Below are 16,021 nucleotides of genomic sequence, written 5' to 3' on the forward strand. Positions count from 1 at the left end.
AGGTCACGCCTCGTCGGTGTCGGAAAGCTTCCAGTTCGGATCGCCGCTCTTGAGCATCCGTGCGAAGGTCCAGACGTCGTGCGTCTCGACCGCGTCCGTCAGCGAGCCGGCGACCACCTGGCCCTCCGCGTCGCGCGTGACGGCCGCGATGTCGGCGTCGAAGCGCACCGTGATGCGGGCGAGGCCGCCGGCGACACTCGCGTCGCTGATCACCGCGCGCTCGATCGACACCAGCCGGTTGTCCAGCGTGTGGCCGGCTTCGTCCCGCGCTTCGATCGCCGCCGCGAACGCCGTCTGTACCTCGGCCTCGGTAAGCCAGGCGAGGGTATCGCGGTCGCCCTTCCAAAAGGCTTCCAGGATCATGCGGTAGGCGGACTTGGCACCTTCCAGGAACTCAGCGACGTCGAAGGTCGGGTCGCTGGCGACGATGGCGCGCAGGCCGTTCTCGGCCGCCGGCTCGACATGGCGCTGGGTGACGTCGCGCGGCTCCGGCTGCACATCGATCGTGCGGGGCACCGGCGGCACGCCGACGCGCTCCTCGGCGGGGCGGGCGAGCGGCTGTTCATGGCCGGTGCGCTTGCCCAGCACCGCGTAGAGACGCAGTGCGAGGAACCCCGCGACCATTCCCAGAAGAACAACGACCAGCACTTCGCCTCCCAAATCTGACGCGATCAACATAGGGGCAAGCAGTGCCAGTTTCAAATGGCTGCGGGCGGTCCATCGCACGGGCGCCGCCGTTGAACTGGCGCCGATCGCCTGCTAGGCGCCGAGCCGAAAAACGCGGCAGGCCGCAAAGCTATCCTTCAGCAAGGAAATTCCCATGGACGACCAGAACGACGCCGGCCTCGACGAAAGCTTCGCCAACGGTGCCGACACCCAGCCGCAGGTCGGCGTCCTCTCGCAATATGTGAAGGATCTGTCGTTCGAGAACCCGAACGCGCCGGGCATCTACCAGGTGCAGGGCCAGCCCAAGCTGGACGTGCAGTTCAACATCGGCGCGACCACCGTCGGCGAGGGCGTGCATGAAGTGGTGCTCAAGATCGAGGCACGCGCCGACGTCGAGGGCCAGGCACTCTACCTCATCGAGCTGAGCTATGCCGGCCTGTTCGGCCTGCGCAACATCCCGGACGAGCACCTCCAGCCGTTCCTGCTGGCCGAAGCGCCGCGCATCATCTTCCCGTTCGCGCGCCGTGTGCTCGCCGATGCGGTCCGCGACGGCGGCTTCCCGCCGCTGATGCTGGAGCCGATCGACTTCGGCGCGCTCTACATGCAGCAGGCGGCGGCCGCTGCCGGCGAACTGTCGGGCAACGCTGCCGGCACCATCGGCCACGCCTGATCCTTGACCTGCGAACGGGCTGACCAAGGCGGCTGACCGGAATGAAGCTCGTTCGCACACTCGGCTCGGTTGGAGGGCTCACGCTCGCCAGCCGAGTTCTGGCGCTGGTGCGCGATTCGCTGCAGGCCCGGTATGTAGGGGCGAGCTTCGCCTCCGACGCCTTCACCATCGCGTTCCGCCTGCCCAACATGTTCCGCGCGCTGTTCGCGGAAGGCGCGTTCAACGCCGCCTTCATCCCCATGTTCAACCGCAAGGTCGGCGAGACCGGCGAGCTTTCGGCCGGGCTCGACTTCGCAGAGCGCGCGCTGTCGGTGCTGTTCGCGGCGCTGCTGGGCTTCACCGCGATCATGCTGGCTGCCGCCTGGCCGATCACCTGGGCGATGTCGCTCGGCTTCAACAACGCCACGCCCGACCAGTTCGCCTTTGCGGTCCAGCTGTCGCGGATCACCATCCCCTATCTGATGCTGATCTCGCTGGCCTCGCTGCTCGGCGGCATTCTCAACTCGCTCGACAAGTTCTGGGTGAACGCCGCCGCGCCGATCCTGCTCAACATCGCGATGGTCACCGCGCTCGTCTTCTTCAACGGCGATCCGTACGAGACCGCGCGCGCGCAGGCGGTCGCGGTTCCGATCGGCGGCCTTTTGCAGCTAGGCTGGCTGGCGCTCGCCTGCCGCCGCGCCGGCGTGTCGCTGCGCCCACGCCTGCCCCGCGTTGACCCGGAAGTGAAGCGGCTGATGAAGCTGATCCTCCCGGCTGCGATGGGGGCCGGTGCGTCGCAGGTGAACCTGCTGATCTCCAGCGCGCTTGCAGCCCGGCTGCTCGCGGCCGGTTCGATCTCCTACATCTATTATGCCGACCGGCTGAACCAGCTGCCGCTGGGGCTGATCGGTATCGGGCTGGGCACCATTCTCCTCCCCACCATCTCGCGCCTGCTGGGCGCGGGGCGGGAGGCGGAGGCGATGGAGACGCAGAACCGCGGCACGGAGCTCGCGCTGTTCCTGACGCTGCCGGCAATGGTGGCGCTGATCGTCGCCGCCGAGCCGATCGTGCGCGGGCTCTTCCAGTACGGGGCGTTCGACGCGGCCGACACGCGCGCCTGCGCCTGGGCGCTCGCCGGCTTTTCGGTCGGCCTGCCCTCCTATGTACTCGTCAAGGTGCTGACTCCCGGCTTCTACGCGCGCCAGGATACGCGTACGCCGGTGCGCTATGCGATGTGGTCGGTGGGCGTGAACATCGTCGCCAACATCATCCTGATCCCGCTGCTGGGCCATGTCGGGCCGCCGCTCGCCACCGCCCTCGCCTCCACCGTCAACGTAGCCATGCTGTACCGCACGCTTCGCAAGCGGGGGCATTTCGCCGTCGACGCGCAACTGCGCCGCCGCCTTCCGAGGCTCACCCTCGCGGCGCTGTTGATGGGGGCAGCCGTGTTCGGCCTGGAGAGCCTGCTCGACCCGTATCTGATCGGACCGATGGCCATGCGCTACGCAGCCCTCGTGGTGCTGGTCGGAACCGGCTGCGCGATCTATGGACTGGCCTGCTTCGTCACCGGCGCGTTCCTGGTGGCGGACGTGAAGGCGCTGATTCGGCGCCGCAGCACCAACTGATCGGCGGCCGCTGCACCGCCCAAGCGCAAGGACCACAAAATGCGTGTCGTCTCCGGCATCCAGACCACCGGCAATCTGCACCTCGGCAACTATCTGGGCGCCATCAAGCAGTGGGTCGCGATGCAGGATGCGATGCAGCCGGGCGACGACTGCCTGTTCTTTCTGGCCGACCTCCATGCGCTGACCGTCACGCAGGATCCCAAGGAACTCGCCGACAATACCATCGGCATGGCCGCCACGCTGCTCGCAGCCGGCATCGATCCCGACCGATCGATCCTGTTCAACCAGGCGCGTGTGCCTGCGCACAGCGAGCTGTGCTGGCTGCTGATGGGCACCGCCCGCATGGGCTGGCTCAACCGCATGACCCAGTGGAAGGACAAGGCCGGCAAGAACCGCGAGGGCGCGAGCGCGGGCCTCTTCACCTACCCGGTGCTCCAGGCCGCGGACATCCTCGCCTACAAGGCGACGCACGTGCCGGTGGGCGAGGACCAGAAGCAGCATCTGGAGCTGGCGCGCGACATCGCGACCAAGTTCAACACCGACACGGGCGTCGAGCTTTTCCCCCTGCCCGACCCGCTGATCTCGGCCGCGGCGCCGCGCATCATGAGCTTGCGCGACGGCACGGCGAAGATGTCCAAGTCCGATCCGTCGGACATGAGCCGCATCAACCTGATCGACGACGACGACACGATCGCCGCCAAGTTCCGCAAGGCGCGCACCGATCCGGATCCCCTGCCCGACAGCTTCGACGGCCTCGAAGGCCGGGCAGAGGCGAAGAACCTCGTCACCATCTATGCGGCACTCGCGGACGCGACGCCGCAGTCGGTGGTGGAGCAATACGCCGGCCAGGGCTTCGGGACGTTCAAGCCTGCCCTGGCGGATCTGGCCGTCGCCGTGCTCGGCCCGATCCGGGATCGGCTGACCCGGCTGCTGGACGACCGCGACACGGTCTCGGCCGCCCTCGCCAAGGGCGCCGGCAAGGCGACGGCGCTTGCCGCTCCGACGCTGCGGTCGGCTCAGGAGGCTCTGGGCCTGCAGGTCTGAGCCGACCCTGCCCCACGCCGGCCGGCGTCCCTCAGGGGATCAGCCGGTCGGCGCGCAGCCGCTCGAACAGATCGAAGAAGGCATCGTCGCTCGGCTGGTAGCCGGTGAAGCCGAGCCTGCGGCTCTTGCTCATGTCCGTGACCACCTCGATCGGCCGACCAAGGTCCGCATCCGTGTGCCAGGGCGACGCGAGGCGGGCAAGGTCCGGTTCAACGAGCCCTTCTCGCGCGGCAATCGTGCGCCAGAGGTCTGCGTCGTCGGCCATCTGCGCCTCCAACGGCAGAACCGTTCCGTCGAACGGTGCGGGCTCGATCCCGAACCATTGCGCGATACGGCTCCACATCCACTTCCAGCGGAAGACGTCGCCGTTCACGACGTTGAACGCCTCGTTGCGCGCCGCAGGCGTCGTCGCCGCCCACAGCAGGTGGCTGGCGAGCAGTCGGGCGTCGGTCATGTCGGTCAGGCCCTCCCACTGCGCTGCCGATCCGGGAAAGCGGAACGGCCGGCCGGTTTCGCGGCACAGCGTCGCATAGACCGCCAGCGTCGTTCCCATGTTCATGGCGTTGCCGACTGCTTTCCCGATCACCGTATGCGGACGGTGGACGCTCCACGAGAAGCCGTCGCGCTCGGCGGCGGCGAACACCGCGTCCTCCTGCGCATAATAGAAGTTGGGCACGTCGAGCCGCCCCTGCTCCTCCCGGAACGGCGTTTGCGGGAGCGCGCCCTTCCCATAGGCCTCGAACGGCCCGAGATAGTGCTTGAGCCCCGTGACGAGTGCGACATGCCGCGGCCCCTGCGCCGGCGGCAGGGCGTCCAGCAGGTTGCGCACCATGGCCCCGTTCACCCGGATGTTCTCCGCCTCGCTGTCCTGACGCGCCCAGGTGGTGATGAACACGGCATCGGGATGCACGCCCTCGAGCGCGGCGGCGGTCGCATCCCGGTCGTTCAAGTCGGCAGCGACTGCCGCCACGCCGGCCTGCGCCTGCGGCCGCCGCGCGAGGCCGTGCACGCTCCAGCCCTCCGCCAGCAGCAGATCCGCCGTCGCGCTGCCGACGATGCCGCTCGCGCCCACCACCAATGCCGTCTTCGTCATGATCCTGCTTCCTTGTCCGATTGGCACCTCAGCTAGGCAGCCAGGACACAAGCTTCTAGACGGCACCATTCAGGGACATAGGCACCAGGAGGTACCCACATGCGGATCGGTTCGGCCGAGGAGCAATGGCGCGAGGATTGCGCACCGCGTCGCACGCTGGAGCTGTTTGCAACCAAGTGGACGAGCATGGTGCTGCACACCCTGCATGTCCGTCACGCTGGGGTCGCGCGCACGGGCGTGCTGCTCCGCAGCCTGCCCGGCATTTCGAAGAAGATGCTGACCCAGACCCTGCGCGAGATGGCGGAGAGCGGGCTGATCACCCGCCACGTCCACGGGACGATTCCGCCGGCGGTCGAATATGCGCTGACGCCGCTCGGACGTCGCTTCGTCGAGCCGGTCGAGCTGCTCTACGCCTGGGGCCGCGACAACGCGGATGCGCTGGACCAGCTGCGACCGCGTCCGACGTCGCGGCGTTGATTGCAAGGGGCAGCCCGTGCGGCTGCCCCGGCGCTTCAGGCGCCCTCGAGCTGCCGCATCAGCTGGCGGACCGCGCCGTCGATCTCGCCGTCGAGGCCACGCAGCGACTCGATGCGCTTCACGGCATGAATGACGGTCGAATGATCGCGGTTGCCGAACTTGCGGCCGATCTCGGGCAGCGAACGGGTGGTGAGCCGCTTGGCGAGGTACATGGCGATCTGGCGCGGACGCGCGATCGCGACGGCACGGCGGGCGGAGACCAGATCGAGCTGCTTCAGTTCGAAGTGGCTGGAGACCGCGCGCTGGATGTCGTCGATGGTGATCCGCTTCTTCGGACCCTGGAGCATCTCGCCGAGGGTCTGGACCGCGAAGTCCATGGTGACCGGCTGGCCGATCAGCTGCGCATAGGCGACGACGCGGTTGAAGGCGCCTTCCAGCTCGCGCACGCTGCCGTGGATCCGGCTGGCGAGCAGGTCTAGGACGTCGGCCGGCACCGGCACCGCGGCGTTCTCGGCCAGGCGGCGCGAGAGGATCGCGTGGCGCAGTTCGAGTGCCGGCGGCTTGATGTCGGCGACCAAGCCCGCGCCCAGGCGCGACACCAGCCGGCTCTCGACGCCGTCGAGCAGGTGCGGGCTGCGGTCGCACGCGATCACCAGCCGCTTGCCCGCGTCCATGAACGCGTTGACGGTGTGGAAGCACTCCTCCTGGGTCGCGTCCTTGCCGGCCACGAACTGGAGGTCGTCGATCATCAGCAGGTCGACGGCGCGCAGCCGCGCCTTGAAGCTGTGCGTGTCGCGGGCGCGCACCGCGCTCACGAACTCGAACATGAAGCGCTCGGCCGGCATGTAGATCGCCGTCGCCTGCGGATTGGCCGCGAGGAACGCGTGGCCGATCGCGTGCATCAGGTGCGTCTTGCCCTGGCCGGTGCCGCTGTGGAGGTAGAGCGGGCTGAACCGCGGCACGCCGGGCTCCGCCAGCAGTTGGGCTGCGTTACGGGCGACGCGGTTCGAATCATGCGACACGAATCGGTCGAAAGTGAAGCGCGGATCGAACTGCGAGCGCTCCGGCGCGCCGATCGGCTGCGCGGGAACGGGCTCGGCAGCCGGGACGGGCGCGGGCGAATCGGCGAGCAGCGTCGCGCCGGCCACCGGCGTCGCCGGCGCGATCGACTCGCCGGTCAGGACGCGCGCGGGCTCCAGCGTGCTGACGGTCTCGACCGAGACGGTGCGGATCTCGGGCAGGCAGGCGCGGAACTCGAACAACAGCCGATCCGCGTAGTGGCTCTTCACCCAGTTCGTCATGAACGCCGACGGGAGCCCCAGGCGCACCATGTCGGCGTCGCTGTCCGGGAGCAGCACCATCGGCTTCAGCCAGCGGTCAAACAGCCGCAGCCCTGCGGACAGGCGCAGGTTGTGGCGCACGCGCCCCCACGCGGCTTCCACGGCTGCTGCTGTTCCTTCCCCCGTTCCCGTCACGCGAACACACCTCTCCCCCGACCGAAAGCGGCGCTTTCAGCCTGTGATTCCAACTAGCGATAAGCTCCAACGGTAACCTGGCCGTGAAGACCGGAACCGCACGCGAAACTCCGCGATACCGTGCCCCGGAGCCGGGGCGTGGGGCTTGTTTAGGAAGGCGGCGGAAGGAAGATCAAGAGCCGGTCACGCCCAAAAAAATAATATAGAGCATTGACACCCCGAACCCCTCGGAATTCCGCGGGTTTCCGTTTTTTGCAAGCAATAACAGGGACTTAGCCGATCCGGTTTGTTACGGCCCCATTCGAATCGTGACAAATCCGTGACTTGTCCGTGACTTGGACCGCCGTACTTGATTCGTCCCGCGGCGGCGGATTCCGGGCACGAAAAAGGGGCTCCGCCGGCACCCGGCGAAGCCCCTTTTTCAACCTGGTCGTGCGTGCGCTCAGGCGAGCGACGACACCGCCTTGGTCAGGCGTGCGAACTTGCGCGACGCGGTGTTCTTGTGGAGCACGCCCTTGGCGACGCCCCGCGCCAGTTCCGGCTGCGCTGCGGTCAGAGCAGCCGAAGCCGCCTCACGATCGCCCGATGCCAGCGCCGATTCGACCTTCTTGATGAAGGTACGGATGCGGCTGACCCGCGCGCCGTTGATTTCCGCGCGACGCTCGTTGCGCCGGATACGCTTCTTCGCCTGTGGCGTGTTCGCCATGTGCCGTCCTGATCCTGTGCTGCATGAACGGGCGCAGAAACTCCACGGCCCGGGAAAGCGGCGCCCCTACCGCGCACCGTCGAAAAGGTCAAGCTTTTCAGCGCTGGCACTTGGGGCACCAGAAGGTGGAACGCCCGCCTTCGGTGCGGCGCTGCACCATCCCTCCACAGGGACAGGCTGCACCCTCACGCCCATAGACCCGCCAATGCTTGGAGAAATAGCCCAATTCGCCATCGGGCCGCGCATAATCGCGCAGGGTGGAGCCGCCCGCCTCGATCGCGGCGAGCAGGACGGTGCGGATCGCCTCCCCCAGCCGATCGAGCCGGGCGCGGGCGATCTGCCCGCCCGCGCGCGACGGAGCGATTCGCGCCAGGTTCAGCGCCTCGCACACATAGATGTTGCCGAGCCCGGCGACGATCCGCTGGTCCAGCAACAACGCCTTCACCGGCGCGACCCGGCCGGCGAATGCCTGCGCCAGATAGCCGCCGGTGAACTCGGGGCCCAGCGGCTCCGGGCCCAGCGCGCGGAACGGCGCCCATGCCTCGACCGATTCGGTGCGCAGCAGATCGAGCGAGCCGAATCGCCTCGGATCGTTCAACGCGAGCGACCTTCCCGCCTCCGTCTCGATCAGCAGGTGGTCGTGCGGCAGCAGCTCCGAAGGATCGACGCGCCAGCGCCCGGACATGCCGAGGTGGAAGACGAGCGTGTCCCCCCGGTCGGTGTCGATCAGGCCGTATTTGGCGCGGCGGCCAAGCGCGATCACCCGCGCCCCGGTGAGCCGCTGGCCCAGGTCCTCGGGGATCGCGCGGCGCAGGTCGGCGCGGCGGGGCACGACACGCGCGATGCGCTGCCCCTCCAGCACCGGGCGCAGTCCACGCACGGTGGTTTCGACTTCGGGAAGCTCGGGCATGATGGGTGGGAGCTAGGCAGGGTTTGCCCGGGCCACAAGGCTTGGCTAAGGCGCTTGCATGACCAACACCGTCTCGTTCGGCTATGAAGAAGTCGCCCCCGAGGAAAAGACCCGCCGTGTCGGGGACGTCTTCGCCAGCGTAGCCTCCCGCTACGACCTCATGAACGATGCCATGTCCGGGGGCATGCATCGGCTCTGGAAGGACCGCTTCGTGCGGCGGGTGAAGCCGCAGCCGGGCGAGCAGATCCTCGACATGGCCGGCGGCACCGGCGACATTGCCTTCCGCATGGCCGCCCGCGGGGCGTCGATCACGGTCGCCGACATCAATCCGGCGATGCTCGAGGTCGGCATGGGCCGCGCGCAGCAGCGCGGGATCGACGGGCTGGTGTGGACCGAAGCGAACGCGGAAGTGCTCCAGTTCCCCGATCGCTTCTTCGACGCCTACACCATCGCCTTCGGCATCCGGAACGTGACCGACATTCCCAAGGCGTTGCGTGAGGCGCATCGCGTCCTGCGCCGCGGCGGGCGCTTCTTCTGCCTGGAGTTCTCGACCACCCAGTGGCCGGGCTTCGCGGAGGTCTACGACGCCTATTCGCACAAGCTCGTGCCCAAGCTCGGCAAGCTCCTTGCCGACGACGAGGTCAGCTATCGCTACCTGATCGAATCGATCCGGCGCTTCCCGGACATGCCGACGTTCGAGCGCATGATCGGTGACGCCGGGTTCGTGCGGACCAAGGTCGAGCCGCTGCTCGGCGGCCTGGTCGCGATCCACAGCGGGTGGAAGATCTGAGCCCCCGTCCCCGCCGCATCGAGGATCGGGCATGACCTCCAAGATCACCCATGGCTGGCGCCTTTGGAAATGGGGCCGCACGCTGGCACGCCACGGCGCGCTACGCGGGCTTGAGCGAGACCCGAACACCCCGCCGGGACTCCGCCGCGTTGCTCGCCTCCTTCAGATGGGCATGTTCGTGCCCAAGGAGCCGCGCTACGCGCAGGCGCTTCAGGCGCTTGGCCCCGCTGCCATCAAGCTCGGCCAGACACTCGCCACCCGTCCCGACCTGGTCGGCGAGGGCCCGGCACACGATCTGCTCGCGCTGCAGGACGCGCTGCCGCCGCTCCCCTGGTCGGTGATCCGCCCGGCGATCGAGGCGGGTCTCGGCCGACCGATCGAGAGCGTGTTCGCCGAGATCGAGGAAGTGCCGGTCGGCGCTGCCTCGATCGCGCAGGTCCACCGCGCCGTCACGACCGACGGCCGCACGGTGGCGGTCAAGGTGCTGCGCCCTGGCGTGGAGCACGAGTTCAACCAGGCGATCGACACCTATGAATGGGCCGCCGCCCAGCTCGAGGCCTATGGCGGCGAGCTGAAGCGGCTGCGTCCGCGGCTCGTCATCGAGACCATGAAGCGCTGGACCGCGCGCGAGCTCGACCTGCGGCGCGAAGCGGCCTCGGCCTCCGAACTTGCCGAAGCGATGCAGGCGGAGCCGGACTTCACCGTCCCCGCGGTCGACTGGCAGCGCACCACCAGCCGGGTGCTGACGATCGAGTGGATCGACGGCATCAAGCTGTCGAACCGTGCCGCCCTGATCGAGGCTGGCCACGACCTGCCGGCGATGGCGCGCAAGCTGGTGCAGGCGTTCCTGCGCCAGGCGATTGCGGAGGGTTTCTTCCACGCCGACATGCACCAGGGGAACCTGTTTGCGCTGCCGGACGGGCGTATCTGCGCGATCGACTTCGGCATCATGGGCCGCATCGACCGACGGGCACGGGTGTGGCTTGCCGAAATCCTCTACGGCCTGATCACCGGCAACTATCGCCGCGTCGCCGAAATCCACTTCGAAGCCGGCTATGTGCCCGCGCACCATAATGTCGCGGAGTTCGCGACGGCGCTGCGTGCGGTCGGCGAGCCGATGCGCGGGTTGGCCGTCAAGGACATGTCGGTCGGCATGATGCTGGAGAGCCTCTTCAACATCACGCGCGACTTCGACATGCAGACCCAGCCCCACCTGCTGCTGCTCCAGAAGACCATGGTGATGGTGGAGGGCGTGGCCACCTCGCTCGATCCAGACATCAACCTGTGGGAAACGGCGGCGCCGTTCGTGCGCGGCTGGATCCGGGACGAACTGGGTCCGGAGGCGGCGGTCGCCGACCGCATCGTCACCGACCTGCGCACTTTTGCGCGGCTGCCGCAGCTGATCCGCAATCTGGAAGCACGGTATCCGACGCCGGGGGGTGCGCCCCCTGCCCCGCCGTTGCGTGAAATCGAGGTCATCCGCGTCGGCGGCGGGTGGCGATACATCGGCGTGGCCGTGGTGAGCGCTGCGCTGGCGGTAGCGGCGACGCTGCTGGCCAGCTGATGGCGCGGCCCGCCCGCCCGCTGTGGCTGGTTCGCCCAAGTCGGGCCAGCGGCCTCTCGGCCAACCAGGCAGTGGCGCTGGTCCTGTTCCTGCTGCTGGTCGTGGCCGGTGCGCTGATGGGGGTACGCGGCGGGAGCGTGCCAGCGCCGCGCGCCGCGATCGAGCAGAGCGACATCAGCGTGCACGATGGCATCGTCGGCGCGCTGCGCGGTGGCGAGGCCTATTACCCGGCAACCGCACGGATGCTGCGCAGCGGCGGCTATCCGCTCAAGCCGTTCCTCTCCTTTCCCCTGCCCACGCTGCCGGTGGTGCTCGCCGTACTCCCGGGGCTGGTGTCGGCCCTGCTGCTCCTGCTGCTGGCGGTCGGAACCGCCTTTGCCTGGCAGAAGCGGTTGCGCGAGGCCTTGGCCCGGCCGTTGCCGGTGTTCGGGGGGATGCTGCTCCTGGCCGGTGGGATGGTGGGCCTGCTGGCGCCCGACGTCGTGCTCTTTCCCGAGACCTGGGCAGGCATGCTGGTGGCTTTGTCGCTGGCGATCCGACAGCAGGACCGCTGGGTAGAGGCGGTCGCCGTCGCCACCGCGGCGATGCTGATCCGCGAGACCGCCGCCTTCTACGCCATCGCCATGGGGCTGCTCGCCTTTGCCGAGGGACGGCGCCGCGAGGCGTTGGGCTGGGCGGCGGGAGTCGGCCTGCTGGCCATCGTCCTGGTGTTCCACGCCCAGGCCGTCGCGCAGGTCGTTGGTCCGCTCGATCCGACCGCCTCGGACGCGGCGGGGCTGCACGGCTTCGGCTTCTTCGTGCGCGCCGCCATCACCACGACGGTGCTCCACCTGCTGCCGGCCGCGATGACCGCGCTGCTGGTCGCGCTCGCGCTGTTCGGCTGGGCGATGTGGGACGATCCGGTCGCGTTGCGTGTGACCGTGACGCTGGCGGTCTATGCTGCCGCGACAGCCATCCTCCCGGGCGCGGACGACTTCTATTGGGCATTCCTCGTCGCTCCCCTGCTGCTCGTTGGCCTGGCCTTTGCGCCGGACGGGCTGCGCGACCTCGCCCGCGTGCTGCTCGACAGGCGGCGGGTTCGGGTGCAGAGGATCACGCGATGAAGCGCATCCTGCTGATCGTCGGGGGTGGCATCGCCGCCTACAAGGCGTGCGAACTGATCCGCCTGTGCCGCAAGGCCGGCATTTCCGTGCGCTGCGTGCTGACCGAAGGAGGCGCCCACTTCGTCACCCCGATGACGCTCGCCGCGCTTTCGGAGGCACCGGTCCACACCAGCCTGTGGGACCTGAAGGAAGAGGCCGAGATGGGCCACATCCAGCTCAGCCGCGAGGCAGACCTGGTCGTGGTCGCACCCGCGACGGCAGACCTGCTTGCGAAGATGGCCGCCGGCATGGCCGACGATCTGGCGACCACGCTGCTGCTCGCGACCGACAAGCCGGTGCTCGCTGCGCCCGCGATGAATGTGCGCATGTGGCAGCACGCCGCCACCGTCCGCAACGTCGCGCAACTGCGTCGCGACGGCGTCACGGTGCTCGAGCCCGACGAAGGCACGATGGCCTGTGGGGAGTATGGACCGGGCCGCCTGCCGGAGCCCGCAGCGATCCTCGCTGCGATCGAACGCGCCCTGGCACCCGCGGCCCGGCCCCTCGCCGGCCGGCACGTGCTGGTGACGGCGGGGCCGACGCACGAGGCGATCGACCCGGTGCGCTACATCGCCAACCGCTCCTCCGGCCGCCAGGGCTATGCGATTGCCGGCGCGCTGGCGAAGCTCGGCGCGCGCGTGACGCTGGTGTCCGGGCCGACGGCGCTTCAGACCCCGCCGGGCGTGTCGCGGGTGGACGTGGAAAGCGCGCGCGAGATGGCGGACGCAGTTGAGGCGGCGCTTCCGGCCGACGCCGCGGTGATGGTGGCAGCCGTCGCGGACTGGCGGGTCGAGGCCGCGCCCCTGAAGCGCGCCAAGGCGGACATGGGCGATCGGCTGGAACTCGTCGCCAACCCGGACATCCTCGCGACGCTCGGGCATAGCCTGCGGCGACCGCGGCTGCTGGTCGGGTTTGCGGCGGAAACGCACGACGTGATCGACCATGCCGCCGGGAAGCGCGCACGGAAGGGCGCAGATTGGATTGTCGCCAACGACGTATCGGGGGACGTGATGGGCGGGACCGCCAACGCGATCCACCTGGTGACTGAAAATGGCGTGGAAAGTTGGGAGCGAATGGACAAGGACCTGGTTGCGGAGCGTCTGGCGGAGCGGATCGCACATGCGCTGGCATAGGCTGTTCCCCCTCGCCCTGGGTCTCGCGCTCGCAAACTGCGCCGGCGGCGGGGTTCGTCCGGCCTCCGACAGTGCAACAGTGACGGTGCGGGAGCAGGCGTTCGGCCCCAGCGGCCGTCGTTCGGTGAAGGCACTGGTCTATGTGCTGCACCGGGACGGGGCGACGTCGGATGCGACCGATCCCCACCGCTTCGGGCGCGACCTGGCGGCCGCGGCCCCTGGTGCGCGGGTGGTGGCGCTCACCGAGCCCGTGGCAGAGGGCGACGCGGACAAGGGTATGACCCGTGGTTTCACGCGGGAGCGTATCACGGCTTTTGCCGACCGGATCGAGGCCGGGCGCAAACGATATCCGGACGTTCCCACCGTCGTCGTCGGGGACGGCGGCGGGGCGGCATTGGTGGCGAACCTCGCCGGCCTCCGGCCGAAACTGATCGATGGTATGGTGCTCGCCGCCTGTCCGTGCATGTTGCCCGAATGGCGCAAGCACATGGAGAAGCGGATGCCCGGCACATCGTTCAAGCCTGCACCCGACAGCCTCGATCCGCTGATGACGGTGGGCGGTGTGCGCCCGCAGACCAAGGCCGCGCTGCTGGTCGGCTCCGAGGACCCGATCACCCCGCCGAAGTTCTCGCGCGGCTATGCCGAGGCACTCGCGCTTCGCGGCATTGCGACCGATTTCCGCGTGCTCCCGGGCAAGGGCAACGAGATCCTGAACGACCCGGAGGTGCTCTCGGCCACGACCCGGATGCTCGCCTCCCTTCAGGCCGGCCAATGAGCGGCGAACCGATCCGCATCGCCGTCCTTCGGCTGGAACATGGCCGGGGGCTGCCGCTGCCGGCCTATGCGACGGCCGGCGCCGCGGGCATGGACATCGTGGCCGCGGAAGACTGCACGCTTGCGCCCGGCGCCAGGCACGCGGTCTCGACCGGCTTCGCCCTGGCCATCCCCGCCGGCTACGAAGTGCAGGTTCGTCCCCGCTCCGGCCTTGCGATCAAGCACGGCATCACCTGCCTCAACACGCCCGGCACGATCGACAGCGACTATCGCGGGGAAGTGAAGGTGATCCTGGTCAATCTGGGACAGGAACCGTTCGCCATCGGTCGCGGCGAGCGCATCGCACAGCTCGTGCCGGCGCCGGTGCTCCGCGCGTCACTCGAGGAAGTGCCGACCCTGGACGAGACCGCGCGCGGCAGTGGCGGCTTCGGGTCGACCGGGCGGTGACCCCCTTCCTCGCCCTGATGGCCGCGCTGACTGCGCAGCTGACGCCACCTCCGGCGGAACCGAATCGCCTCCGTACCTCGCCGATCGATTGGGAAGCCCTGGACGCGCTTCCCTATCGTACCCAACCGGAAGTGACGCCGCAGATGGTCCGCTTCGTCCAGGGCGAAATGGCGCAGGGCCGTTGCACGCCGCCTGCCCCGATCGCCGGCAAGCGCCGCGTCCATGCCGACGTCGCCGTCCTGGTCGGCAGCGGCGCGAGCGTGCGGGCGACCATCCCGCGCGCCATCAACTGCCCCACGGTCGAGCAATATGCGGCCGGGCTGGTGCTCGGCTTCGCGCGCGACAATCTGAACACGCGCTTCGCGGTGGAAGGCACCTGGTACCGTGTGAGCATGACCTTCGACCTGCCCGAATGATCCTGACCGACGCGGAGCTGGAGCGCTACGCCCGCCACATTGTGCTAAAGGAAGTCGGCGGCGCCGGGCAGGCCAGGCTCGCCGCCGCGCATGTGTGCGTGGTCGGTGCAGGCGGCATCGGCTCGCCAGTGATCCAGTATCTTGCCGCGGCAGGAATCGGGCGGCTCAGCATCATCGACGACGACCGCATCGAATTGTCGAACCTCCAGCGCCAGACCCTGTTCGGCACCGGGGATCTGGGACAGCCGAAGGCTGAGGTCGCGCGGCACGCGGTCGCACGGCTCAACCCGCACGTATCCGTCACCGTGCACCAGCTCCGGATCGATTCGGCGAACGCAGCCGGGCTGGTCGGCGGCATGGACGTCGTGGTCGACGGGACCGACAATTTCGCCACGCGGCTTGCGGTGGCCGATGCCGCACTTGCGGCCCGCGTGCCCTTGGTCGCCGCCGCAGTCGGCGAGTTCGAGGGGCAGCTGGGGGTGTTCCGCGGCTGGGAAGCGGACAAGCCCTGCTATCGCTGCTTCGTCGGCCAAGACCCGGAACGCCCGGATCGCAGCTGTGCCGACACGGGCGTACTCGGCGCCCTGACCGGCGTCGTCGGCAGCCTCGCCGCACTGGAGGCGATCCGCGCCATCACCGGCTTCGGCGAGGATAGCGCGGGCAAGCTGCTGCTGATCGACACGCTGGCGCTGCGCTTCCGGACGCTGCTGCTCCCCAAGGATCCTGGGTGCGCCGCATGCGGGGGCTGACCGTCCTCGTCGCGACCGCCGATCCCCTCCGCTTCCGGGCGGCACTCTCCACCGCTGCGGCCACTGCCGCGCTGGGCGGCCGGGCGCGGGTGTTCCTCCATGAAGACGCGGTCGTACTGCTCCAGGCGTCCGCCGATCCCGATGCCGCCCGGCTCGCTGCGGCCGGGTTGCCGGACCGGGCCGACCTCGTCGCGATCGCCCGCGAGAGCGGCGTGGAACTGCTGGTCTGCCAGTCCGGTCTCGCCTTGACCGGACTCTCGATGGCCGAGCTCCCCGCCGGCACGGCCGCCGGCGGGCTGGTCAGCCTGCTGGCGACCCTGGGCGAGGATCGCCTGCTGGCGTTCTGACGCCCGGCTGCGTG

18 protein-coding genes are annotated in these 16,021 nt (G+C 69.1%); 13 read left to right on the forward strand and 5 right to left on the reverse strand.

The genetic code is table 11. The annotated features are described in order from the left end of the window. Window positions 1-3 precede the first annotated feature (3 nt). The gene (locus VPH46_RS10715) at window positions 4-648 is read right to left on the reverse strand and encodes a Tim44/TimA family putative adaptor protein (RefSeq protein WP_416611241.1); all 645 of its coding nucleotides are present in this window, start codon (window positions 646-648) and stop codon (window positions 4-6) included. A gap of 172 nt (window positions 649-820) precedes the next feature. Between VPH46_RS10715 and secB the strand changes: the two genes are divergently transcribed. The 3 genes from secB to trpS are packed head-to-tail and all read left to right on the forward strand — an operon-like array spanning window position 821 to window position 3,984. Beyond that, complete coding sequence (gene secB, locus VPH46_RS10720; protein ID WP_132882209.1) at window positions 821-1,336, forward strand: protein-export chaperone SecB; 516 nt, start codon at window positions 821-823, stop codon at window positions 1,334-1,336. Between the two features lie 41 nt (window positions 1,337-1,377). Continuing rightward, complete coding sequence (murJ, locus tag VPH46_RS10725; protein ID WP_416611111.1) at window positions 1,378-2,940, forward strand: murein biosynthesis integral membrane protein MurJ; 1,563 nt, start codon at window positions 1,378-1,380, stop codon at window positions 2,938-2,940. A 39-nt stretch (window positions 2,941-2,979) separates the two neighbouring features. Then, complete coding sequence (gene trpS / locus VPH46_RS10730; protein ID WP_416611112.1) at window positions 2,980-3,984, forward strand: tryptophan--tRNA ligase; 1,005 nt, start codon at window positions 2,980-2,982, stop codon at window positions 3,982-3,984. Between the two features lie 31 nt (window positions 3,985-4,015). On the opposite strand, the gene VPH46_RS10735 is transcribed toward trpS, so the two are convergent. After that, window positions 4,016-5,077, reverse strand: a complete 1,062-nt coding sequence (locus tag VPH46_RS10735) for an SDR family oxidoreductase (RefSeq protein WP_416611114.1) — start codon at window positions 5,075-5,077, stop codon at window positions 4,016-4,018. Window positions 5,078-5,176: 99 nt separating this feature from the next. On the opposite strand from VPH46_RS10735, the gene VPH46_RS10740 reads away from it, so the two are divergent. Further along, window positions 5,177-5,554 (forward strand): winged helix-turn-helix transcriptional regulator, encoded by a 378-nt coding sequence (locus VPH46_RS10740; protein ID WP_416611116.1) that lies wholly within the window; start codon window positions 5,177-5,179, stop codon window positions 5,552-5,554. Window positions 5,555-5,589: 35 nt separating this feature from the next. On the opposite strand, the gene dnaA is transcribed toward VPH46_RS10740, so the two are convergent. From dnaA to mutM, 3 genes are all read right to left on the reverse strand, one after another. Next, complete coding sequence (gene dnaA, locus VPH46_RS10745; RefSeq protein ID WP_416611118.1) at window positions 5,590-6,996, reverse strand: chromosomal replication initiator protein DnaA; 1,407 nt, start codon at window positions 6,994-6,996, stop codon at window positions 5,590-5,592. Window positions 6,997-7,471: 475 nt separating this feature from the next. After that, window positions 7,472-7,735: a 30S ribosomal protein S20 gene (rpsT, locus tag VPH46_RS10750; protein WP_125961013.1), complete on the reverse strand. Its 264-nt coding sequence runs from the start codon at window positions 7,733-7,735 to the stop codon at window positions 7,472-7,474. A gap of 97 nt (window positions 7,736-7,832) precedes the next feature. Further along, window positions 7,833-8,645, reverse strand: coding sequence for a bifunctional DNA-formamidopyrimidine glycosylase/DNA-(apurinic or apyrimidinic site) lyase (gene mutM, locus VPH46_RS10755; RefSeq protein ID WP_416611120.1), 813 nt, complete (start codon window positions 8,643-8,645; stop codon window positions 7,833-7,835). Window positions 8,646-8,703: 58 nt separating this feature from the next. On the opposite strand from mutM, the gene VPH46_RS10760 reads away from it, so the two are divergent. The 9 genes from VPH46_RS10760 to VPH46_RS10800 are packed head-to-tail and all read left to right on the forward strand — an operon-like array spanning window position 8,704 to window position 16,007. Beyond that, a complete protein-coding gene (locus VPH46_RS10760) occupies window positions 8,704-9,435 on the forward strand; it encodes a class I SAM-dependent methyltransferase (RefSeq protein ID WP_416611122.1) in 732 nt (243 codons plus the stop codon). Between the two features lie 31 nt (window positions 9,436-9,466). Beyond that, window positions 9,467-10,999 (forward strand): 2-polyprenylphenol 6-hydroxylase, encoded by a 1,533-nt coding sequence (gene ubiB, locus VPH46_RS10765; protein WP_416611124.1) that lies wholly within the window; start codon window positions 9,467-9,469, stop codon window positions 10,997-10,999. Further along, complete coding sequence (locus VPH46_RS10770; RefSeq protein WP_416611126.1) at window positions 10,999-12,102, forward strand: hypothetical protein; 1,104 nt, start codon at window positions 10,999-11,001, stop codon at window positions 12,100-12,102. The genes ubiB and VPH46_RS10770 overlap by 1 nt, the downstream gene beginning before the upstream one ends. Next, on the forward strand, window positions 12,099-13,274 hold the full coding sequence (gene coaBC, locus VPH46_RS10775; protein ID WP_416611128.1) for a bifunctional phosphopantothenoylcysteine decarboxylase/phosphopantothenate--cysteine ligase CoaBC: 1,176 nt from the start codon (window positions 12,099-12,101) through the stop codon (window positions 13,272-13,274). Before VPH46_RS10770 ends, coaBC begins: the two co-directional genes overlap by 4 nt. After that, window positions 13,261-14,049 (forward strand): alpha/beta hydrolase, encoded by a 789-nt coding sequence (locus VPH46_RS10780; protein WP_416611130.1) that lies wholly within the window; start codon window positions 13,261-13,263, stop codon window positions 14,047-14,049. The genes coaBC and VPH46_RS10780 overlap by 14 nt, the downstream gene beginning before the upstream one ends. Next, the gene (gene dut, locus VPH46_RS10785; RefSeq protein WP_416611132.1) at window positions 14,046-14,495 is read left to right on the forward strand and encodes a dUTP diphosphatase; all 450 of its coding nucleotides are present in this window, start codon (window positions 14,046-14,048) and stop codon (window positions 14,493-14,495) included. Before VPH46_RS10780 ends, dut begins: the two co-directional genes overlap by 4 nt. Next, the gene (locus tag VPH46_RS10790) at window positions 14,492-14,911 is read left to right on the forward strand and encodes a hypothetical protein (RefSeq protein WP_416611134.1); all 420 of its coding nucleotides are present in this window, start codon (window positions 14,492-14,494) and stop codon (window positions 14,909-14,911) included. Before dut ends, VPH46_RS10790 begins: the two co-directional genes overlap by 4 nt. Then, on the forward strand, window positions 14,908-15,660 hold the full coding sequence (locus VPH46_RS10795) for a HesA/MoeB/ThiF family protein (protein WP_416611136.1): 753 nt from the start codon (window positions 14,908-14,910) through the stop codon (window positions 15,658-15,660). Before VPH46_RS10790 ends, VPH46_RS10795 begins: the two co-directional genes overlap by 4 nt. Then, complete coding sequence (locus tag VPH46_RS10800) at window positions 15,648-16,007, forward strand: DsrE family protein (protein WP_416611138.1); 360 nt, start codon at window positions 15,648-15,650, stop codon at window positions 16,005-16,007. Before VPH46_RS10795 ends, VPH46_RS10800 begins: the two co-directional genes overlap by 13 nt. Window positions 16,008-16,021: the final 14 nt, after the last annotated feature.

The sequence above is a fragment of the Sphingomonas sp. MJ1 (PH-R8) genome (assembly GCF_048058635.1).
Classification (GTDB): domain Bacteria; phylum Pseudomonadota; class Alphaproteobacteria; order Sphingomonadales; family Sphingomonadaceae; genus Sphingomonas.

What these genes read in the sequence shown, in the direction of transcription:
- VPH46_RS10780 (WP_416611130.1), top strand. Translation starts at nt 13,261, where the DNA reads ATGCGCTGGCATAGGCTGTTCCCCCTCGCCCTGGGTCTCGCGCTCGCA.
- mutM (WP_416611120.1), bottom strand. Translation starts at nt 8,645, where the DNA reads ATGCCCGAGCTTCCCGAAGTCGAAACCACCGTGCGTGGACTGCGCCCG.
- VPH46_RS10795 (WP_416611136.1), top strand. Translation starts at nt 14,908, where the DNA reads ATGATCCTGACCGACGCGGAGCTGGAGCGCTACGCCCGCCACATTGTG.
- VPH46_RS10760 (WP_416611122.1), top strand. Translation starts at nt 8,704, where the DNA reads ATGACCAACACCGTCTCGTTCGGCTATGAAGAAGTCGCCCCCGAGGAA.
- VPH46_RS10800 (WP_416611138.1), top strand. Translation starts at nt 15,648, where the DNA reads ATGCGGGGGCTGACCGTCCTCGTCGCGACCGCCGATCCCCTCCGCTTC.
- rpsT (WP_125961013.1), bottom strand. Translation starts at nt 7,735, where the DNA reads ATGGCGAACACGCCACAGGCGAAGAAGCGTATCCGGCGCAACGAGCGT.
- ubiB (WP_416611124.1), top strand. Translation starts at nt 9,467, where the DNA reads ATGACCTCCAAGATCACCCATGGCTGGCGCCTTTGGAAATGGGGCCGC.
- VPH46_RS10735 (WP_416611114.1), bottom strand. Translation starts at nt 5,077, where the DNA reads ATGACGAAGACGGCATTGGTGGTGGGCGCGAGCGGCATCGTCGGCAGC.
- secB (WP_132882209.1), top strand. Translation starts at nt 821, where the DNA reads ATGGACGACCAGAACGACGCCGGCCTCGACGAAAGCTTCGCCAACGGT.
- VPH46_RS10740 (WP_416611116.1), top strand. Translation starts at nt 5,177, where the DNA reads ATGCGGATCGGTTCGGCCGAGGAGCAATGGCGCGAGGATTGCGCACCG.
- VPH46_RS10770 (WP_416611126.1), top strand. Translation starts at nt 10,999, where the DNA reads ATGGCGCGGCCCGCCCGCCCGCTGTGGCTGGTTCGCCCAAGTCGGGCC.
- coaBC (WP_416611128.1), top strand. Translation starts at nt 12,099, where the DNA reads ATGAAGCGCATCCTGCTGATCGTCGGGGGTGGCATCGCCGCCTACAAG.
- dut (WP_416611132.1), top strand. Translation starts at nt 14,046, where the DNA reads ATGAGCGGCGAACCGATCCGCATCGCCGTCCTTCGGCTGGAACATGGC.
- murJ (WP_416611111.1), top strand. Translation starts at nt 1,378, where the DNA reads ATGAAGCTCGTTCGCACACTCGGCTCGGTTGGAGGGCTCACGCTCGCC.
- trpS (WP_416611112.1), top strand. Translation starts at nt 2,980, where the DNA reads ATGCGTGTCGTCTCCGGCATCCAGACCACCGGCAATCTGCACCTCGGC.